Raw genomic sequence first — 14,884 nt, 5'->3', positions numbered from 1 at the left:
CATGCGTTTTGAGGAGTGCTGATGAGCGATGCGCCGCAGATCCGCGACCACGGCCCGGTCGTGCTCGACGAGATCGACCGCGCCATCATCGCCCGGCTGCACGAGAACGCGCGCATCCCGAACGTCGATCTCGCCCGCGGCGTCGGCATCTCGCCGTCGACCTGCCTCGCCCGCGTCCGCTCGCTGCGCGAGCGCGGCGTCATCACCCGGTACACCGCCGAGATCGATCCCGTCGCGCTCGGCTTCACCCTGCAGGCGCTCGTGAGCGTGCGCATCCGTCCGGGCGCGCGCCACCTGATGGAGCAGATCTCCGACGAGCTGCGGCGCGAGCCCGAGGTGGCGCAGCTGTTCTTCCTCGGCGGCACCGAGGACTTCCTCATCCACGTGCGCGTGCGCGACAGCGAGCACGTCCGGCAGTTCGTGCTGAAGAACCTCTCGGCGAACCCCGCGGTCGCCCTCACCGAGACCAACCTCGTCTTCGAGCACCACACCGCACTCTCGGCGGGCATCGGCGTCGTGCTCTGACCCTCCCGTGCCGGCCGTGCCCGCACGGCGGGAGGCATTCGGCGCCGCGGGAGGATGCCAGGGCCGATGCCCGCCTCCCGCAGCGCGAATCTCCTCCGCAGGCGTCAGCTCGTGAGCGGCAGGATCTCGCCGATCTGCAGTGCGTCGGGCGCCTCGAGCTGCGCGTAGCCGCAGCTCGCCGGGTCCCGATCCGGCCGCCACCTGCGGAACTGCGCGGTGTGCCGGAACCGGTCGCCCTCCATGTGGTCGTAGGCGACCTCGACGACGAGCTCGGGCCGCAGCGGCACTAACGAGAGGTTCTTGCCCGCGCTCCAGCGGCTCACCGCCCCCGGCATGCGCGTCTGCTCGTGCGCGGCCTGATCGGCCCACTCGCCCCAGGGGTGCCGGGACGGCTCGGTCTCCACGAGCGGCTTCAGCTCCTCGACGAGCTCGGCCCGCCGCGCCATCGAGAACGCCGCGACGACCCCGACGTGATGCAGCCGCCCGTCGTCGCCGTACAGCCCGAGCAGGAGCGAGCCGACGATGTCGCCGCTCTTGTGCCAGCGGTATCCGGCGACGACGCAGTCCGCGGTGCGCTCGTGCTTGATCTTGAACATGGCCCGCTTTTCGGGCAGGTAGGCGCCGTCGAGGGGCTTCGCGACGACCCCGTCGAGACCGGCGCCCTCGAAGCGCTCGAACCAGTCGCGCGCCACCTCGGGATCTGCGGTCGCCGGGGTGAGGAAGACGGGGTCGGATGTCCCGGCCAGCACCTCCTCGAGCCTGCGGCGGCGCTCGCGGAACGGTTCGTCCGTGAGGTCCTCGTCACCGAGGGCGAGGAGGTCGAACGCGACGAACGAGGCCGGGGTCTCCCCCGCGAGCAGGGCCACCCGGCTCGCCGCGGGATGGATCCGCTGCTGCAGCGCCTCGAAGTCGAGCCGGCCGTCGCGCAGGAGCACGATCTCCCCGTCGACCACGCAGCGCTCCGGGAGCTCGCGACGGAGCGCCTCGACGAGCTCCGGGAAGTACCGGGTCATCGGCTTCTCATTGCGGCTGCCGAGCTCCACCTCGTCTCCGTCGCGGAAGACGATGGTGCGGAAGCCGTCCCACTTGGGCTCCACGTGGCCGACGTCGGGGATCTCCTTCACCGACTTCGCGAGCATCGGCGCGACGGGCGGCATCACCGGCAGGTCCATGCGACCCATCATGCTCCCGCGCAGCCCGCCGCACCAGCGCCTCGCGTCGAAGGTCGAAGGCGGAAGGTGTCGAAGCGAGGCGCACCCGTTCGTGGTCTTGATAGCCGGGATGCACCGATTCCGGCGCGATCCGGAAGGGCGTCCTCCATGTACATCGATCCGGTGCTGATGATCAACTCCCAGCAGGCCGAGCTGCAGCGGGCCGCAGTCGAGGCGGAACGCCGTCGCGTCGCCGCTGAACGTCGGGAGGCCGCCGAGCCGGAGGGGCCGCCGCGGACGGCCGTCGACCGCGCACCGTTCCGACGCCGTTTCCGAAAGACTGTCGAAAGCTGAACCGCCCGTTCGTAGAGCAAGTGGAGAGCTCGTCGAGCACGTGGAGAGAGGAGCGAAGACCATGCCCACACGTCGGGACGACACCCGGGACGTCGCGGACGTGCTCTCGCGCACGCATCGCGACGAGTGGGCCCGGATCGTCGCGGGACTCGCGCGGCGGTTCGACGACCTCGACCTGGCCGAGGAGATGACCGCGGAGGCGTTCGCGACCGCCGTCGAGCATTGGCCGGCGCACGGCATCCCGCCGAACCCGGCCGGGTGGCTGACCACGACCGCGAACCGCAGGGCGATCGACCGGCTGCGACGTGAGGCGCGTCGAGACGAGAAGCACCGCGAGGCGGTGGCGATGCACGATCCGGATCCCGCAGCCCCGACCGGCGCCATCGAGGACGACCGGCTCCGACTGCTGTTCATCTGCTGCCATCCGGTGCTCTCGCTCGACGCGCGCGTCGCGCTCACCTTGCGGATCGTCGGCGGGCTCACCGTCGCCGAGATCGCCCGCGCGTTCCTCGTGCAGGACACGACGATGGGTCAGCGGATCAGCCGGGCGAAGGCGAAGATCAAGGCCGCCGGCGTCCCCTTCACGATCCCCGGCGCGGAGGACCTCCCCGCGCGCATCGACGCCGTCCTCGCGGTGCTCTACCTCGTCTTCAACGAGGGATACCTTGCGTCCGGCCCCGACTCGCCCGTGATCCGGCGGGAGTTGACCGCGGAGGCGATCCGTCTCACCCGGCTCGCACACGAGCTCCGGCCCGACGACCCCGAGATCGCCGGGCTGCTCGCGCTGATGCTGCTGACCGACGCCCGCGCTCGGGCCCGCGTCTCGGCCGACGGCGAGCTGGTGCGGCTCGACGAACAGGATCGCGGATCCTGGGACCGGGAGCTCATCGCCGAGGGCATCGAGTTGCTCGCGTCGCAGAAGACGGAGGAGCCCCCCGGCAGGTACCGGCTGCTCGCGGAGGTCAACGCCGCGCACGTCACCGCTCCGCATGCGCGTGACACCGACTGGGCGCGCATCGCGAACCTCTACTCCAGGATGGAGCAGATCGACCCGAGCCCGCTCGTCACCCTGAACAAGGCCATCGCGGTCTCGGAGCACGACTCGCCCGAGCTCGCGCTGGCGATCGTCGACCGGCTCACCGAGCAGCTCGACCGCCATCACGCCTTCCACGTCACCCGGGCGGAACTGCTGCGTGCGACCGGCCGTTCCGCTGATGCGCGGGCGGCCTACGACCGTGCGATCGAGCTGGCCGGGACCGCCGCCGAGACCAGACACCTCATCCGTCGACGAAATCAGCTCGCCACACCGAATGGAGAACGCTCATGAGCAGCAAGTACCTCGTCATCCACATGTCCGACCCCACCGGCACCCAGCTGGACCAGTCCGAGGATCGGGCGATGCTCGAGCGCTGGGTCGCCGAGGGCGAGCACGCCGAGCGGCTCAGCGCAGGCGGACCGGTCGCCGGCCCCGAGCGGGCGAAGTCCGTCGCCGTCCGCGACGGCAGGACCCTCATCACCGACGGCCCCTTCCCGGAGTTCAAGGAGTGGTTCGCAGGCTACGACCTGATCACCGCGGATTCGATCGAGGAAGCCGCCGAGTACATGGCGAAGCATCCGGTCGCCGTTCTCGGCCGCATCTACATCCTCCCGATGGTGACGCTCCCGTGGGATCGGGACTGACCGCTCGGAGAGCCCGCCCGCGCTCGATGCCGCTCATGCTCCCGCGGAGCGAGCACCACGACCGCGTGATCGGACGGGGATGATCGTCACCGCGCCGAGCACGGCGATGACGCCGGCGCCGATGAAGAGCGCGAGGTAGTTCTGGGTGCCGCCGCCGATCGCGAGGAGGCCCGCCCCGACGACGCCGGCGAGCGACTGCGGCAGGGCATTGGCGATGTTCAGCACGCCGAGGTCCTTCGAGGCATCCTGCGGGTTCGGGAGCACGTCGACGACGAGCGCCGTGTCGACGGCGACGTAGATGCCGTACCCGATCCCCATGATGACCTCCACGACGTAGAACATGGCGACGTCGTGCGTGATCGCGAGCAGGGCGATGCCGAGGGCGAAGACGAGGGTCGCGGCGATGACGAAGCCCTTGCGGTCCCCCGTCCGGTCGGAGAGCCAGCCGCCGAGCTTCGCGAAGACGACGAGCGCGATCGTGTTGATGAGCACGCCGTTCGCGAGGACGCCCGCCATCTCGGCCGGGTCGGCGAGCCCGACCTGGTCGCTGAGGAAGAACGGCCGGAAGACGATGAAGTGGAAGTACGAGAGCGTCACGAGGAAGCGGGACACCCACACCCAGGCGAAATCCGGATGCTTCGCAGGGTTGACCCAGAAGGTCATCACGAAGAGTCGCCATCCGCCGTCGTCCGGCTTCTCGGTGATCGCCCGGTCGGGCAGGACGAGGCAGTAGACGAACACGGTCAGCGCGGCGAAGACGGCCGGGACGACGAAGAGCAGCAGCATGTCGCCGACGAACCAGAGCGCGACGTAGGCCGCGGCCATGATGCCGAGGTTCTGCGTGATGCCGACGTTGCCGGACACGGTGCCGCGCTGCCGCTCGGGGATCTGATCGGCGATCGTCGTGAGCAGCGGGGCGAGGATCATGTTGCCGAACAGCTGCGCGAGCGCCCAGCCGAGGAGCACGAGGCCGACGCCGGGGGCGAGCGCGACGAGCGCCAGGGAGAGGACGAAGCCGATCGCCCCGGCGACCATCCACGGGCGGCGCCGACCGAAGCGCGAGGTCGTGTAGTCGGAGAGCCGCCCGATGATCGGATTCGCGACGAGCGCGACGAGCGCGGCCGCGGCGAGCACCCCGCCCGTGGTCGCCGCTGCCTCGGCCGCGGGCACGAGCGACCCGACCTTGATCGCGAGGCTCACGGTGACCGGCGCGAGGAGGGCGACGAACAGCCCGAACTGCGCGAGCGCCATGCCCCACACCACGAGGAATCCCGCCTTCGGCATGGGTTCGGCGGCGCCGGTGACGATGCTGACGTACGGCCCGCTCGAGTCGGGTCGCGGCGAGGGGGCGGAGGGCTGGTGCTGCGGCGGAGTCGACGGTGACATGACGGCCTCGATTCGATCTGGACCGACATGGTATCCCGAAGGGTGCGGTGAGTCGACGTCGACGCCACGGCATCGTGAATTGCGGGAGAAACCCGAGCATCCGTGGTCACCCGAAGAGGCGAGCGGAGCGCGAGCGGAGCGCGGGATGCGGTGGAGTGCCCCCGACAGGACTCGAACCTGCGACGCACGGTTTAGGAAACCGACGCTCTATCCTCTGAGCTACGGGGGCGGCCTTGAGAGTCTACCGGCTCGCGATACCCTGACGATCGGCGCACCCGCGCCCCGAGCGCGGCCTCACCGCGGAATGGAGCAGCATGAGCGGCGAACCGACGGTCTTCTGGGTGGGCGCCTCGACCTCGGGGGCGCTCGGCTCCGCCGCGCGGGGCATCCGCCGGCTCGAGATCGACGACCGGGGCGGGTGGCGGCTCGACGAGCCGGTGGAGGTCGGCGAGAACCCGATGTTCCTCGCGCTCCGCGACGAGCGGATCGTCGTCTCGCACGAGCTCGCCCCCGGCGGAGTCTCGGTCTGGACGTCCGATGCGGCCAGCGGACGCCTCTCCCCCATCGCCGCGGAGGGGCTCGCCGACGGCGACCCCTGCCACGTCGCGATCAGTCCCGGCGGCGCCTGGGCGCTCGCGGCCAACTACTCCGGCGGCTCTGTCACCGCGCACCCGATCGACGGGCCGGCCCGGGCCGATGCACGCTCCCGCGCCGCATTCGCGGGCACCGGGCCGGACACCGACCGGCAGGAGTCGGCGCACCTGCACCAGGTGGTCTTCGACGGAGCCACCGTGCTCGGCCCCGACCTGGGCTCGGACCGGATCCGCCTCCTCGAGCTCGACGAGGCCGACGGAGCCCTCACCCCCTCCGGCGAGATCGTGCTGCACACCGGGGCCGGTCCTCGCCACCTGGTGGTGACCGGTCGCGTCGCGCTCGTCGCGAACGAGCTCGACCGCACGGTGTCGGTGCTCGACCTCGACGCCCGCGCGGAGCTCGGCTGGTACCCCATCGACGATCGGGTCGCGTTCCGCGGCATGGGCGTCTCCGCCATCCGGCTCACGCGCGGCGGCGTCGTCCTCGTCGGCGACCGCGACGCCGACGCGCTCGTGGGGCTGCGCTTCGACCGCACCGCGCGCACGCTCGAGCACGTCGCGAGCGTGCCGACCGGCGGCGTGCACCCCCGCGATCTCGAGGTCACGCACGACGAACGCTTCGCGCTCGTCGCCGATCAGGGATCGGACTCGATCGCGATCATCGCGCTCGACGAGGCGGGCGCTCCCCGAGAGCTGCTCGACACGGTGCCCACACCGGCGCCGGCCTGCCTCGCCCGCGTGCCCCGCTGAACCGCCCGGGCCGTCAGCCGCTCAGGCCGGCGGATAGAGGTACAGGGCCTCGCCCGCCGGAATGGTGCGGCGGTGGTACGAGTGGTCGGAGTTCTGGTTGTACTCCTCGATGTTGACGCTGCCGTCGCCGTTGATCGACTGCACGTACGCCACGTGGTTGTACGGGAACCACGCGACGGCGCCGACGACGGGCGTCGACGACGTGGGCCAGCCCTTCGCCGCCCACTCGTCGGCCCAGACGTAGGCACTGCCCGACGCGAGGTTCGACCAGTCCCACTTCCACGGGGCGCTCGTGACGCCGGCGTCGCGGTTCAGCCGCCAGGCGACGAAGTCGACGCACTCGCGGTAGTAGTAGCGGAGCGGCGAGAGGCCGCCGCCGTAGTCGTCGGGCAGCTGATCCCACCACGGGTAGTCGTCGCCCTCGGCCTTCACGGTGTAGACCGCGTAGTCGCCGTTGCCCGCGCGCGAGGCGAGCTCCGCCGCCCAGGCGGCCTGCTGGGCCTCCTCGGCCTCGCGGGCCTTGCGGTCGATCTCCTCCTTCGTCGTGACCTCGTAGCTGTCGGCCGCGGCCGTGGCCTGGTTCACGAGCCCGGGGACGACGAGGTCCTGCGCCTCGCTCTGGGTCAGGCTGTAGCTCGCCGAGCTCTTCGGGTCTTCGACACCCGGCATCATCGCGTAGGCGGGGATCGCGACCGTACCGATGATCGCCGGCACCACGACGACGGCGCCGAGGACGCGGACGGGTCCGCGACGGCGCACCCGGCCGTTGGTGGCGGGAACTGCGGTGGAGACCGGCGCTGCGGGCGCAGTGCGCCGACGGTCGCGCGGCCGCTGGAGCGCGTCGCGCGTGGTGTCACCGTTCACGTGATGTTCCTCCGGATCCCGCGGAGTGGGGGCCTGCGGGGTGGTCTCGGGCGACCGGAGGGCGTGCACCGCACCGGACTCGTTCCACCTTAGGGCACCTCGCGCGGGATGTCACGATCAGATCACGGGACGTCGAACGACGCCTCCGGAAGACGCCGTTCACCCCGCGAGGAGCGCCGGCTGCGGCATCGAGCCGAGGTACTGCGCCCACTCCGGATGCCGCGTCGCCCACAGCCCGGCGCGCGCCTGCGGCGACGGCGCGGGCTCGGTCAGCTCGAACGGGAGGCGCCAGCCGATCTCGGCGAGCATCTTGTCGGCCTTCTTGTGGTTGCAGCGACGGCACGCCACGACGACATTGCCCCAGCTGTGGCCGCCGCCGCGGGAGCGCGGGACCACGTGGTCGAGCGTGTCCCCGTAGCCGCGGCAGTACGCGCAGCGATAGCCGTACCGCTGCAGTGCCGCCCGCCGGGTGAGCGGGACGGGACGGATGGGAACGCGCACGTAGTGCTGCAGCAGCACCACGCTCGGCACGACGTAGCGCGCCGAGCGGGAGTGCAGCCAGCCCTCGGCCGCCTCGACGACCGAGGCTTTGCCGTTCAGCACCAGGAGCATCGCCCGGCGCATCGGGACCACGGCGAGCGGTTCGTAGCTCGCGTTCAGGATGAGGGTGCCGCTCATGACGTCACCTTTCGTACGGGGCCGAGTGGCTTCCGGCCGCGGGATACGGGACGACGAATCGAGGCCGTCGGGGGTCGCCGGAAACAAAAACGGGCACCGTCCAGAGGACGGTGCCCGTGCAGCGCGCTGGCGCTCAGGTCGTTCGGCTGTTGACTCGGCCGATGGTCGAAGTGCGCGCGCGCGTTCCTGGCATGGACGCGCGTGCGCTTCCCCATCGGCCTCCCCGTTCGGTTCGGTTGGTCAGGCCTCAAGCGTACGACAGGAAACGGCGCGCAGGATGCCTCCGGCGCGCCGTTTCCCTCGGGCGGTCACCCGATGTTCACCTCAGATGCCGATGCGGACGATCGAGTAGTCGCTCGTCCAGATGGGCTGGACCCGCACCGACGCGCCCTCGTACGGGGCGTGCAGGATCATGCCGCCGCCGGCGTAGAAGCCGTCGTGACCCGACATGATCACGAGGTCGCCCGGCACCGCGTCCGCCTCGGAGATCGGGGTGCCCATCGCGCCCTGCCCGGACGAGGAGTGCGGCATCGAGACGCCGAACTGCGCGTACACGTACATGACGAAGCCGGAGCAGTCGAAGCCGGCGGGCGTCGCGCCGCCGTAGACGTACGGCACGCCGATGTACTGCGTCGCGACGTTGTAGACGCTCGCGAGGTCGAAGTTCGGATACGGCGGGCTGGCGAGCAGCTCGCCCACCGACGGGCCGTCGTAGGACGCGGCGTAGGACGCCATCTCGGCCTGCGCGGCCTGACGGGCCGCTTCGGCCTCCTCCGCCTCGCGGATCGATGCGCCGGTCGTGACGGCGAGGGTGTCCTGCGAGACCGGCGCCGCCGAGGCATCCGCCTGCACGTCGACGGACTGCGGGTCGGCCTTCGTGAGGGCTGCCGCCGCGCTCGTCGAGAACTCCGGGTCCTCGCTGCCGGGCGTGAACGCGTACGCGGGGATCGCGAGGGTGCCGACGATGCCGGCCGAGATCGTCATGACGACGAGGTTCGCGACGCCGCCGCGGCGGAACCGCCGGGTGGAGATCGTCGAGACCGGCGCGATCGCCGTCTCGGAGTCCTCCGCCCGGGTCTTCGCCTGCACGATGGCCTTCGTCGCAGCTTTGCCGACACGGCCGCCGGGAAGACGACGCTTGGGGGAACGAGCCAAAACACTACCTCCGTCGCCCACGGCCGGGAGACGGCGTTCCACCTGGCTGCGCTCAGCGCTTCACGGGTTTCAGGATCGAGCGGTGGACGTCGGGGGCGTCTCGATCTCGGTTCCATCGACTGGCTTCTCGTCGGTGGACTCGAACGAGGATACGCGAGGCCCTCGGGAATGTCACATTCCGGTCACGACGACGGCCGACTCACAGCGGATCCCAAGCTCCGAGCGCCGGAGGGGCGGCCGGATCAGTCGCCGATGAAGAGGTGCGCGGCGACCTCGACCGGGAGCTCGAGCCCGCCGTCGACGTCGTCGACCTGGACGAGCACGTAGCCGCCGTTCACGCTGAACGTCGCCCGTGCGCCCGGCATGATGCCGGCCTGCTTCAACTGCGCGAGCAGCTCGGGGTCGAACTGCACGGGCTCGCCGAGCCGCCGGACGACGCCGCGGATCGGCTCGCTCGTGTCGCCGAGCGCCTGGACCAGGTTGCGGACGCCCGTCATGAACGGCGCCGCCGCCGGGACGCCCAGTTCTTCGAGGCCCGGGATCGGGTTGCCGTAGGGCGACTCGGTGGGCTGGCCGAGCAGCTCGATCAGCCGGCGCTCGACCTGCTCGCTCATGACGTGCTCCCAGCGGCACGCCTCGTCGTGGACGTACTCCCACTCGAGCCCGATGACGTCGGAGAGGAGGCGCTCGGCGAGCCGGTGCTTGCGCATGACGTGCACGGCCTTGCTGCGCCCCTCCGGCGTGAGCTCGAGGTGCCGGTCGCCGGAGACGACGACGAGTCCGTCGCGCTCCATGCGCGCCACCGTCTGCGACACCGTGGGGCCGGAGTGGCCGAGGCGCTCGGAGATGCGTGCGCGCAGCGGCACGATGTTCTCCTCCTCGAGATCGAGGATCGTGCGGAGATACATCTCCGTGGTGTCGATGAGGTCGGTCACGCTGCTTCCTCCCCGTGTCGTCACAGCCCGCCTTCCAGCCTAGTGGGCCCGCCGCCCTCGATAGACTCATCGGCATGCCGAGCCTCGTGATCCCCGCTGAACTCCTGCCCGCCGACGGTCGATTCGGTTGCGGCCCCTCGAAGGTGCGCCCCGAGCAGCTCGCCCACCTCGCGGAGTTCGGCCCGGCGATCCTCGGCACCTCGCACCGCCAGGCGCCCGTGAAGGACCTGGTCGGCCGCGTCCGCTCCGGCCTCGCCGAGCTCTTCTCGCTGCCCGAGGGCTACGAGGTCGTGCTCGGCAACGGCGGTTCGACCGCGTTCTGGGACACGGCCGCCGCATCGCTCATCGAGCGCCGCGCGCAGCTCGCCTCCTTCGGCGAGTTCGGGGCCAAGTTCGCGAAGGCCGCCGCGGCGCCCTGGCTCGAGGCCCCCGACGTCCGCACGGCCGCGCCGGGCACGAGCGCCCGCCCCGAGGCGCTCGCCGGCATCGACCTCTACGCCTGGCCGCAGAACGAGACCTCGACCGGCGTGCAGGCCGCCGTCGCGCGGGTCGCGGGCGATGAGGGCGCACTCACGGTGATCGACGCGACGAGCGCCGCGGGCGGCATCGCCGTCGACGCCGCCGAGTTCGACGTCTACTACTTCGCGCCGCAGAAGAACTTCGCCGCCGACGGCGGCCTCTGGTTCGCCATCCTGTCCCCCGCGGCGATCGAGCGGGTCGAGCGGATCGCCGCCTCCGGCCGGTACATCCCCGAGTTCCTCTCGCTGAAGAACGCCGTCGACAACTCGCGCCTGAACCAGACGCTGAACACCCCTGCGCTCGCGACCCTCCTGCTCATGGAGAACCAGATCGACTGGATGAACGCCTCCGGCGGACTCGCCTGGGCCGACGCGCGCACGCGCGAGTCCTCCTCGGTCCTCTACGACTGGGCGACGGCGCAGGCGGTCGCGACGCCGTTCGTCGCCGATCCCGCCGATCGTTCGCAGGTCGTCGTCACGATCGACTTCGACGAGTCGACGGATGCCTCGGCCATCTCGAAGGCGCTCCGCGCCAACGGCGTCGTCGACACCGAGCCCTACCGGAAGCTCGGCCGCAACCAGCTCCGCATCGCGACGTTCACCGCGATCGAGCCCGACGACGTGCGCACCCTCACCTCCGCGATCGACTACGTGCTCGGAGAGCTGGGCTGAGCGTGCGGCTCTGGATCCCCGAGCACGAGCGCCGGCCCGATCCGGCGCCGGCTCGGGCCGACGCCCGGAAGGCGCTCCTCGTGGGCACCGTCGGGTGGCTCGTCGCGCTCGCGGTCGTCCTCGCGCTCGGCGGCGTGCTCGACGAGCGCGCGAGCGCGCTGCTCGTGCCGACCACGGTGATCGGCGCGGCGCTCGGCGTCGCCGGGATCGCCTCCGTGCAGCTGCTCAGGCGGCGTCAGTCGCGGTCGTCGTCCTCGTCGTCCGAGTCGTCGTCGTCCGAGTCTTCCTCGTCCTGAGCCCCGGTCGCGTCGGGCTCCTCGCCGAGCGCGTCGATCTCGATGCCGTCGAACACGTCGTCGTGGTCGTCGTGATCGTCGAAGCCGTCGTCGTCGGACTCGTCGTCGTCGGATTCGTCGTCGAAGTCGTCGGACTCGTCGTCGCGCTCGTCGTCGGAGCCGTCCCCGTCGGGGTCGTCACCGGCGAGGGCCGCCGCCTCGGCCGCGGCGTTCTGCGCGGCGCGGTACTCGGCGAGCCGCTCCGACCACGGCACCCACTCGGGCGCGAGCAGCGCCCGCTCCCCCGGCATGAGCTCGGTCTCGAGCACGGTCGGCTCGGCGTCCTCGACCCGGGCGATGGTGACGCTCCAGTGCCAGCCGGGGTACCCCGCGAGATCGGCGGCGAACAGCAGGGTGAGCACGTGCTCGCCCTCCACGATGTGCCCGACGACCGAACCGACCGTCTCGGGCGGCGTGGCCTCGAGCAGAGCGCGCTGCGCGAGCGCCGCGGAGGCGAGCAGCACCTCGTCGGCCACGAGCGGCGCCGACGGTTCCGCGGCGTCGTCGCTCCCGGGAACGGCGGCGCCGTCGTCGGCGGACTCCAGCGGAGTCGGCTCGGCCGCTGCGGACTCCGCGGCGGGCTGCTCGTCGCGCTCGACCGGGGCTTCTTCGGATTCTCGGGGCTCAGGCATCCAGCTCGTCAGCCACCTTCCGGAGCAGCGTCGCGATCTGACGGCCGCGCGCCTTGTCGGGGTAGCGCCCGCGGCGCAGGTCGCTGCCCGCCGCGTCGAGCCACTTCACCAGGTCTTCGACGACGACCGCCATGTCGTCGGCCGAACGGCGGTTGATGCGCGCGAGGCTCGGCGGCGTCTCGAGGACGCGCACGGAGAGGGCCTGCGGCCCGCGCTTGCCGTCCGCGATGCCGTACTCGACCTTCGAGCCGGCACGGACGACGGCCCCGGCGGGAAGCGCGGAGGCGTGGAGGAACACCTCCTGGCCGTCATCACCACTGATGAAGCCGAACCCCTTCTCCTCGTCGTAGAACTTGACCTTGCCGCTGGGCATCGCGTGACCTCGCTCGTGTCCATGCGGGCGCACCTGAACTCGTCGCCCTCCCCTCCCAGTCTAGTTGCGGCCGACGCACGCGGCTCGCGCTGGCTATCCTGGAGGGGTGAGCACCGATCGCCCTACCTCCGAGAACCGCGTCGAGCGCATCCTCGCGTACATGGTCGCCGGCTCGGTCGGCCTGTCGGTGCTCTGCATCTTCGCGGTCCTGATCGCGACCGCCGCCGGGGCGGGAGCCGACGACGGCTTCAGCCGCGGCGTCTGGCCGGTCGTCTTCTTCGTCCCCGTGGTGGGTCTCCCCCTCGGCTTCCTCCTCCTCGTCGTCCTCCTCATCGTCAACGCCGTGCGCCGTTCGCGCGAGGCGCGAACCGGGAGCTGAGCGGGCCTATGCTGCAGCTCGCCGCACAGCTCCGGGGCATGGCCCGCGACGAGCTGCGCGACGCGCTCGCCCTCCGGGAGTTCTCCACCGACGGCATCGCCGACCTCTTCGACCTCGCCGAGGCGCTCCTGCACCAGGACTCGCTCGACCACGTCATCGGCCGCCTCGACCGCCCGCACCTCGCGGTGCTCGCCGCACTCGCCACCGCGCCGCACCAGCTCGACGGAAATGGGCTCGCCGAACGCATCGCCGCCCTCGGCGCACCGGCGGAGCTCCAGGAGGCGCTGCCCGCACTGCTCGACGGGCTGCGCGCCCGGCTCCTCGTCGTCGACGCCGAAGGCGGAGCCGCGGGCGTCATGCACGTCCCGGCCGCGGTCGTGACGCGGCTCGTCCCGAGTCTCGGCGACGGGCTGCCGGAGGTCGAGGCGCTCCTCGCCCCGGCGCCCCCGGTGCTCCAGGTCGTCGACGAGGTCGACCGCTCGCTCCTCGCCCGCCGCGCCTCGGAGCAGGCGTACGCCACGGTCGCCGCGACCGCCGAGCTCCTCGCCGCGCTCGGCGCCCAGCCCGCGCGGGAGCTCGCGAAGGGCGGGCTCGCGCTGCCCGACGCCCGACGGCTGGCCGAGGTCGCCGGCGTGGCGCTCGACGAGGTGCCGCGCCTGTTCGGTCGGGCGGTCGAGGCCGGGCTCGTCGTGCGGGACGGCGCCTACTGGCTCGAGTCCGACGCCGGCGCAGAGTGGTCGCTCTCCGGACCGGCGGAGCGCTGGGCCGTCCTCGCCGAGTGCTGGCGCGAGCGCGTGCCGCCCGCGCTCCGCGAGCTCGTGACCCGGCGGAGCGAGACGCTCTCGGCCGCCGCGTTCCGGGAGGACGTCCGTTGGCTCTACCCCGTCGGCGGCGACTGGCTCGACGCCGGGCTCGCCCGTCTCGCGGGCGAGGCGGAGGCGCTCGGGCTCGCCGTGTCCGGGGAGCCCGTGCAGCCGGGCCGGCTGGTGCTCGGTGGCCAGATCGCGGAGGCCGCGGCGCTCCTCGGCGCGCACTTCCCCGCGCAGGTCGACCGCGTCTACGTGCAGCACGATCTCACGATCGTCTCGCCCGGCCCGCTCGAGCCCGCCCTCGACGCGCGGCTCCGCGGCTTCGCCGACGTCGAGGGGCGCGACCTCGCCTCCAGCTACCGGGTCACCGCCGCATCCGTGAACCGCGGCCTCGCGGCGGGCGAGACGGCCGAGTCGATCCGCGAGTTCCTCGGCGCGCTCTCGCTCACCGGCATCCCGCAACCGCTCGACTACCTCGTCGCCGAGGCGGCCTCGCGCTTCGGCGCGGTCCGCGTCTCCGCCGCGGAGGAGGGCGACGTGCCGGCGAAGAGCTCGATCCGCTCCGACGACGAGCAGCTCATCGGCACCCTCGAGGTCGACCAATCGCTGAGCGCCATCGGGCTGCGACGGACCGGGCCGCACCGGCTGCTCTCGCGCTTCACTCCCGACGTCGTGTTCTGGGCGCTCTCCGACGCGCGGTACCCGGTCGCCGCCGAGGACGCCGACGGCCGCATCCTCCGACTGCAGCGGCATCGCCTCGCGCCGACGCCGACGGCCGCCCCCGCCGGCGACCCCGTGGGCAAGCTGCTCGACGTGCTGCTCGCCGCGCCCGCCGACGGTCCGGCCACCGAGCAGGCCTGGCTCGCCCGGCAGCTCGAGGCGGCGGCTCGGGCGAAGGAGACGCTGACCGTGACGGTGCGGATGCCCGGCGGGCAGACCGCGGACTACCTGCTCGCGCCGGCGAGCGTCGCGAACGGCCGCCTGCGCGCCCGCGACCGCAAGGCGGACATCGAGCGCACCCTGCCGATCTCGGCCATCGCCGCCGTCGCGCCGGCCCCCGAAGAGGACTAGGCGCCCGAAGAGGGACTCCACCGC

Annotated in this window: 17 protein-coding genes and 1 tRNA gene; 9 read left to right on the top strand and 9 right to left on the bottom strand. The window is 72.1% G+C overall.

Annotated features, from left to right (window positions below; genetic code table 11):
- The first annotated feature begins 21 nt into the window (after positions 1-21).
- Positions 22-525 (top strand): Lrp/AsnC family transcriptional regulator, encoded by a 504-nt coding sequence (locus tag ROT00_RS14540; RefSeq protein WP_404775745.1) that lies wholly within the window; start codon positions 22-24, stop codon positions 523-525.
- 104 nt (positions 526-629) lie between these two features.
- On the opposite strand, the gene ROT00_RS14535 is transcribed toward ROT00_RS14540, so the two are convergent.
- Positions 630-1,697: an ATP-dependent DNA ligase gene (locus ROT00_RS14535; protein ID WP_404775744.1), complete on the bottom strand. Its 1,068-nt coding sequence runs from the start codon at positions 1,695-1,697 to the stop codon at positions 630-632.
- Between the two features lie 147 nt (positions 1,698-1,844).
- Here ROT00_RS14535 and ROT00_RS14530 point away from each other — a divergent pair, with 147 nt between their 5' ends.
- The 3 genes from ROT00_RS14530 (at position 1,845) to ROT00_RS14520 (ending at position 3,710) form a co-directional block, all read left to right on the top strand.
- Positions 1,845-2,030, top strand: a complete 186-nt coding sequence (locus tag ROT00_RS14530; RefSeq protein ID WP_404775743.1) for a hypothetical protein — start codon at positions 1,845-1,847, stop codon at positions 2,028-2,030.
- A 61-nt stretch (positions 2,031-2,091) separates the two neighbouring features.
- The gene (locus ROT00_RS14525; protein ID WP_404775742.1) at positions 2,092-3,357 is read left to right on the top strand and encodes an RNA polymerase sigma factor; all 1,266 of its coding nucleotides are present in this window, start codon (positions 2,092-2,094) and stop codon (positions 3,355-3,357) included.
- Positions 3,354-3,710 (top strand): YciI family protein, encoded by a 357-nt coding sequence (locus ROT00_RS14520; protein ID WP_404775741.1) that lies wholly within the window; start codon positions 3,354-3,356, stop codon positions 3,708-3,710. The genes ROT00_RS14525 and ROT00_RS14520 overlap by 4 nt, the downstream gene beginning before the upstream one ends.
- Positions 3,711-3,743: 33 nt before the next feature.
- Here the strand turns inward: ROT00_RS14520 and ROT00_RS14515 are convergent, their stop codons facing one another.
- Both ROT00_RS14515 and ROT00_RS14510 read right to left on the bottom strand, forming a co-directional pair.
- On the bottom strand, positions 3,744-5,096 hold the full coding sequence (locus ROT00_RS14515; RefSeq protein ID WP_404775740.1) for an MFS transporter: 1,353 nt from the start codon (positions 5,094-5,096) through the stop codon (positions 3,744-3,746).
- Between the two features lie 156 nt (positions 5,097-5,252).
- Positions 5,253-5,325, bottom strand: a tRNA-Arg gene (locus ROT00_RS14510).
- A gap of 85 nt (positions 5,326-5,410) precedes the next feature.
- Between ROT00_RS14510 and ROT00_RS14505 the strand changes: the two genes are divergently transcribed.
- A complete protein-coding gene (locus tag ROT00_RS14505) occupies positions 5,411-6,439 on the top strand; it encodes a lactonase family protein (RefSeq protein ID WP_404775739.1) in 1,029 nt (342 codons plus the stop codon).
- 21 nt (positions 6,440-6,460) lie between these two features.
- Here ROT00_RS14505 and ROT00_RS14500 read toward each other — a convergent pair whose 3' ends face one another.
- From ROT00_RS14500 to ROT00_RS14485, 4 genes are all read right to left on the bottom strand, one after another.
- Entirely contained in the window at positions 6,461-7,303 is an 843-nt protein-coding gene (locus ROT00_RS14500; RefSeq protein WP_404775738.1) for a CHAP domain-containing protein, read from the bottom strand.
- 159 nt (positions 7,304-7,462) lie between these two features.
- Positions 7,463-7,981 (bottom strand): HNH endonuclease, encoded by a 519-nt coding sequence (locus ROT00_RS14495; protein WP_404775737.1) that lies wholly within the window; start codon positions 7,979-7,981, stop codon positions 7,463-7,465.
- Positions 7,982-8,305: 324 nt separating this feature from the next.
- Positions 8,306-9,070 (bottom strand): C40 family peptidase, encoded by a 765-nt coding sequence (locus tag ROT00_RS14490; RefSeq protein ID WP_404775736.1) that lies wholly within the window; start codon positions 9,068-9,070, stop codon positions 8,306-8,308.
- Between the two features lie 308 nt (positions 9,071-9,378).
- A complete protein-coding gene (locus ROT00_RS14485; protein ID WP_404775735.1) occupies positions 9,379-10,071 on the bottom strand; it encodes an iron-dependent transcriptional repressor DtxR in 693 nt (230 codons plus the stop codon).
- A 74-nt stretch (positions 10,072-10,145) separates the two neighbouring features.
- Here ROT00_RS14485 and serC point away from each other — a divergent pair, with 74 nt between their 5' ends.
- A complete protein-coding gene (gene serC / locus ROT00_RS14480) occupies positions 10,146-11,261 on the top strand; it encodes a phosphoserine transaminase (RefSeq protein WP_404775734.1) in 1,116 nt (371 codons plus the stop codon).
- 2 nt (positions 11,262-11,263) lie between these two features.
- Positions 11,264-11,557 (top strand): DUF2530 domain-containing protein, encoded by a 294-nt coding sequence (locus tag ROT00_RS14475; RefSeq protein ID WP_404775733.1) that lies wholly within the window; start codon positions 11,264-11,266, stop codon positions 11,555-11,557.
- On the opposite strand, the gene ROT00_RS14470 is transcribed toward ROT00_RS14475, so the two are convergent.
- Complete coding sequence (locus ROT00_RS14470; RefSeq protein WP_404775732.1) at positions 11,497-12,228, bottom strand: DUF3027 domain-containing protein; 732 nt, start codon at positions 12,226-12,228, stop codon at positions 11,497-11,499. The genes ROT00_RS14475 and ROT00_RS14470 overlap by 61 nt on opposite strands.
- The gene (locus tag ROT00_RS14465; RefSeq protein ID WP_189083866.1) at positions 12,221-12,601 is read right to left on the bottom strand and encodes a cold-shock protein; all 381 of its coding nucleotides are present in this window, start codon (positions 12,599-12,601) and stop codon (positions 12,221-12,223) included. Before ROT00_RS14465 ends, ROT00_RS14470 begins: the two co-directional genes overlap by 8 nt.
- Before the next feature lie 106 nt (positions 12,602-12,707).
- On the opposite strand from ROT00_RS14465, the gene ROT00_RS14460 reads away from it, so the two are divergent.
- Positions 12,708-12,980 (top strand): hypothetical protein, encoded by a 273-nt coding sequence (locus ROT00_RS14460; RefSeq protein WP_404775731.1) that lies wholly within the window; start codon positions 12,708-12,710, stop codon positions 12,978-12,980.
- 8 nt (positions 12,981-12,988) lie between these two features.
- Positions 12,989-14,860: a helicase-associated domain-containing protein gene (locus ROT00_RS14455; RefSeq protein ID WP_404775730.1), complete on the top strand. Its 1,872-nt coding sequence runs from the start codon at positions 12,989-12,991 to the stop codon at positions 14,858-14,860.
- The last annotated feature ends 24 nt before the right edge of the window (positions 14,861-14,884 follow it).

Source organism: Agromyces mediolanus (genome assembly GCF_044917495.1).
GTDB classification, from domain to species: Bacteria; Actinomycetota; Actinomycetes; order Actinomycetales; family Microbacteriaceae; genus Agromyces; species Agromyces mediolanus_B.
The sequence above is the reverse complement of the archived record's forward strand: the minus strand, read 5'-3'. Positions and strand labels throughout refer to the sequence as shown.